At 71.3% G+C, this 4,022-nt stretch carries 6 protein-coding genes; all 6 read left to right on the top strand.

The window, feature by feature from the left end:
- The first annotated feature begins 394 nt into the window (after positions 1-394).
- The 6 genes from EEJ42_RS33470 (at position 395) to EEJ42_RS33445 (ending at position 3,793) form a co-directional block, all read left to right on the top strand.
- Positions 395-712: a hypothetical protein gene (locus tag EEJ42_RS33470; protein WP_123105791.1), complete on the top strand. Its 318-nt coding sequence runs from the start codon at positions 395-397 to the stop codon at positions 710-712.
- A gap of 76 nt (positions 713-788) precedes the next feature.
- Positions 789-1,085, top strand: coding sequence for a hypothetical protein (locus EEJ42_RS33465; RefSeq protein ID WP_123105789.1), 297 nt, complete (start codon positions 789-791; stop codon positions 1,083-1,085).
- Between the two features lie 186 nt (positions 1,086-1,271).
- The gene (locus tag EEJ42_RS33460) at positions 1,272-1,472 is read left to right on the top strand and encodes a hypothetical protein (RefSeq protein ID WP_123105787.1); all 201 of its coding nucleotides are present in this window, start codon (positions 1,272-1,274) and stop codon (positions 1,470-1,472) included.
- Between the two features lie 48 nt (positions 1,473-1,520).
- Complete coding sequence (locus EEJ42_RS33455; RefSeq protein WP_123105785.1) at positions 1,521-1,736, top strand: hypothetical protein; 216 nt, start codon at positions 1,521-1,523, stop codon at positions 1,734-1,736.
- A 245-nt stretch (positions 1,737-1,981) separates the two neighbouring features.
- Entirely contained in the window at positions 1,982-2,386 is a 405-nt protein-coding gene (locus tag EEJ42_RS33450; protein WP_148082116.1) for a hypothetical protein, read from the top strand.
- Positions 2,387-2,881: 495 nt separating this feature from the next.
- Positions 2,882-3,793 carry a hypothetical protein gene (locus tag EEJ42_RS33445; protein ID WP_123105781.1) on the top strand — a complete coding sequence of 304 codons (912 nt, stop codon included), beginning with the start codon at positions 2,882-2,884 and terminating at the stop codon, positions 3,791-3,793.
- Positions 3,794-4,022 lie beyond the last annotated feature (229 nt).

Here is a 4,022-nt window from a genome sequence, read left to right as displayed (position 1 = left end):
CCCGCCCGCAGTTCCTTGCGGGCGGGGCCGGGCGGATGTTCTGTCTAACCCCGCCCTGCCCCACCGTCGGCCATGCCCGGCCCGCCCCCAGCACCGACTGAGAGCGGGCCGCCCGTGCGTTCCCACCCTCCTGACGGCGCCGCGTCCCGACCCCGCCCGTGAGTCTGCCGACCCGTTGGCTCGGTGGTTGCGGGGTTTGGACAGTGGCGGGGCAGAGTTGCCCCTGCTGGATGACGCTCCCGCACCCCCGGCAGTCGAGCGCCCGGCAGCCGGGCCGCCCTCACCCTGTGCACCCCACGAGGTCGGCCCGGCCACCCTCACCGAGCCACGATCACCAGCCCCCTCCCGGCACTCGCCGGGCACGCCACCACCCCGCCGTTCCTGGAGTCATGTCATGCCCACACCTGCCCTGCCCGACGCCCACGCCCGCGCGGCCGCCGTCCTCACCGCCGCCGGTCTCACCGTCCTCGACACCAACACCAACGGTACGGGGGTGCGGGTCCAAGCCGCCCCGTACGACCCGGACCACTCGTTCGTCGTCCCCGTCATCAACGGCCGCGAGAACTACCCCCCGCTCCTCCCGGAGTACAACAACCGGCGCTCCGCGTGGGTCCGGCTGATGCAAGCCGCCCGTAACGCCCTGACCGGCGCCGGATGGGAACGGCTCTACGAGACGGACAGCGGCGGTGAATTCCGCCCCCCGGCCGAGTGATCCACCACGCCCGCCCTGCCCGCCGCCGGACCCCTGAACCAGCTCAACTACCCCCGCCGACGCAGAAGGCGACCCCATGCTGATGCACCCCTTCCCCGCTCACATAGCAGCCGACATCAACCGCAGCCGCCTCCGCGCCCCCGCACCGGCACGCCCCCACATCGGCCGACGCTTCGTCGCCGAGTGGTCCCAGTCCTGCGCGTGCGGCGGCACCTTCCTCGGCTACGAGGAGGAGCCCTGCCGCCCGGACTGCACCGGCTACTACCCCGTGCGCTCCTGGATCGTCCTCGGACACTCCGAAGGTGGCCCTCAAGCAGCCGGTCAGCCCGGCGACAGCTACGGCCCCACCGTCGCGGGCCCCTGGTACGACTGACCCGCACCCGCTGTGCCAGGCACCGCAGCGCCCCACGGCCCCGCACCCCGGACACCCCCGTGCCCGAGGCGCGGGGCCGCACTCATACCCCGTCCCGCCGCCAGCCCGCCGCGCCTTGCCCGACTAACCGCCCGCCACCACACCATGCACCCCATCAACCAGCCGCGCCCCGATGGGAGTTCCACCGTGACGACCACCGTGCACCGCCCCCACACCGTCACCGCCCGCATCACCACCGACCCCACGCACTCGTCTACCGCCCCGGCCCACCCCATGCCCACGGAACGCCTCAACGCTGCGATCCTGGCCGACGCCGACGCCGACGCCGACGCCGACGCCGACGCCATACGGCAGACGACCGCCGCCAGCGCCCTCACCGCCAACTGAACCCCCCTGCCGCACCCCCGCACCCGCGCGTACCCGAAAGGCCATCTGATGGACCCCAAAACCCGAGCCGCAGTCCAGTCGTACTACCGGCTGACCGAGACCTTGCAAGCCGCGATCCAGGATCCCGACCGCTACGAGCCCGGGTTGACTGCCGCCGCATACGAAGCCAACCGCCTCATGGCCGCCGCCGGACTCCTCAGCAAATCCCCACAGGAGATCACCGCACTCGTCCGCGAGATCTACCCCGACTGGAACCCCTCCTGACGGCCGCCCACGAGCCTCAACAGGTCTACAACCCCGCGCCCCTCACCATCAGTCCCGGACAATCCCTGAGCGCCCATCAGAGCCTCCAGGCCCACTCCGGGCGGTGAGCGCCCCCGTACGAAGCCATCCCCCGGCTTCGTGCGGCTGTGAGCGCCCGGCTCCGGCCGGGTCGCGCCGCGTGGGACCCCTCGTTCCCGCACCGCGCGGCCCGGCCCCCCGTACCCACTCGCTCAGGGAGCTTTGCTGTGACCACGCTTGTTCAGCCCACACCAACCGTGACCGCCCGACTCGACACCGGTACTCCCCGGCCCGCCACTCGGTGCGATGAGCCCGCCCGCCGCCCATACGCCGCCCAGAGCGTGCGATATGTAGAGCACGGCGTCGTCGTCACCGCTGTGTGGGTGTCCGACCCCACCATCGATCCGGCGGTCGCGCTGGAGAACATTCTTCGTACCGACCTGCCGTACGAGGTGGAGGTGATCGCCGAGGCGAAGCGGTTCTACAAAAGCCACGGTGCTAGCTTCTCCGGCTGGATCGTCTCTGTCGGCAAAGGGCTCAGCCACAGCGACCCGATCCCAAACAAGCCCGAGGCCATGGCGCAGCTCCGTCACGATGTCGCCGAGCGCTTTCACCGCCCCGTGCATGCCTGAGTACGGGATTCTTAACGAGGCGGCGGGCGGCTGACAGCCCACCACAGCGGCGAAGAGCGGCCCCGGTGCCGACACGGCAACCGCCAGCCGCCACACCGCCCCACACACGACCATCCTCCGGCCCCACCCCGCGCATGCACGCGGGTCGGGGCCGCCCCATGCCCCCTGCTATACGAACTGGCTCACCCCGCTACCTGCCCGCTCAACGCTCAACCGGGGGAGTGGGGTTGAGCCGCTAACTCCGCTACAGGCCACGGTGTGTTCAGCCGGTGAGCGCCCCGTATGAGGATCACCCCCGCCCCTCTCATTTCATGCGGCGGAGCGTGTCCGGCGGTTTCCGGGCCGTGCCGGACACGGGGCCCCTTGCGCGGCCTTCCGCGTGCCCGCGCGGCCCGGCCCCAGTTGCCGCCCCGTCGTGGCGCAGCTCGCGGCCCTGCCGGGCCGCCCATCCCGGTGTACCGAACACCCACCCCCAACACCCTCAAGGACTTGCCTGTGTCTTCCTTCAGCGACGAGCAGGACCATGCCCCCGGCATTTTCACCACCACCCGCGTCAGCAACGTCATGTATGCCCACCTCAGGGGCCGCGGTGGGCTCGGCGGTCACTACTGCGCCGACCTTTCCACCATTCGCCCCGGTGAGCGAGTCGCCCTGCATGACGCCCGCCTGTGCCGGACCGTCATCGGCATCGTCGACCAAGCCGAGCACGACACGAACGCGGTCACCTTCCGCTTCGCCTCAGACCGTTTCCGGGTCCTGCACGGCACGGAGCCCGTCATGGCGCACTGGCGTACCTACCGCTGGCACTCTCCGGCCACCGCCCCGTATGTGCACGCCATCGTGCACACCACCGACAGCGCGAGCGCCCCCTACACCGATCGATACGCCCCGGTGCCGGGCCGCTCGATCGCCCACGTCGATGTCACCGGACACGGCGGACCCGACGACGCATGGCACTACGGCACCCCCTACCGCAGTGACCTGGGGCGCCTGGCCCCATGGTGCCTGCACTGCGGCCACCCGATGGCCACCGGCGAGCCAGAAACCCCCCCGGCCCCGTGCCGTTCCGGGTACGGGCATCACCCGGTCCGGATCTGGACTCCCTACAGCTGGGCCTGCGCCACCCCGTCCCAGAACATCACGCTCACCAACGACTACCGCGCCCACGACGGCCAGCCGCCCATCGACCCCTTCAACACCGACGACATCAACCAGGCCATCACCTATTACCTCACCGACACCATCGAGTGGTACGACAGCGCAATGTTCGGCATCGAATACGTCCTGGAGGAGAGCGCGTACCTCCAGCAGACCGCGGATGTCGAAGACACCACCGCATGCCATCCCCCGGCCGACCCGGACCCCTGGCACCCCGGCAACGCATACAGCGACGAACCACCGTTCTAACCACTCAACCGCACCACCCGGCCCCGGCCCAGGACACCCCCGTCCCGGGCTCAGGGCCGCCCGCGCGCCCCGGGCCGCGTCTCCCGGCGCCAGGCTACTGGCGGCCCCCCTTGGTGGCTTGCGGGGCTTGGCAGCGCGCGGGGGAGTGTGGGTGGTGCCGGAAGGATGCTCCCGCACCACCCCCCCCGAGGTGTGGTCGAGCCCCCGGCGGCCGGGCCGCCCCCACCAT

The sequence above is a fragment of the Streptomyces botrytidirepellens genome (assembly GCF_003721215.1).
GTDB lineage: Bacteria > Actinomycetota > Actinomycetes > Streptomycetales > Streptomycetaceae > Streptomyces > Streptomyces himastatinicus.
Note: the sequence above shows the minus strand (reverse complement) of the source record. Positions and strands in the feature narration are given on the sequence as shown.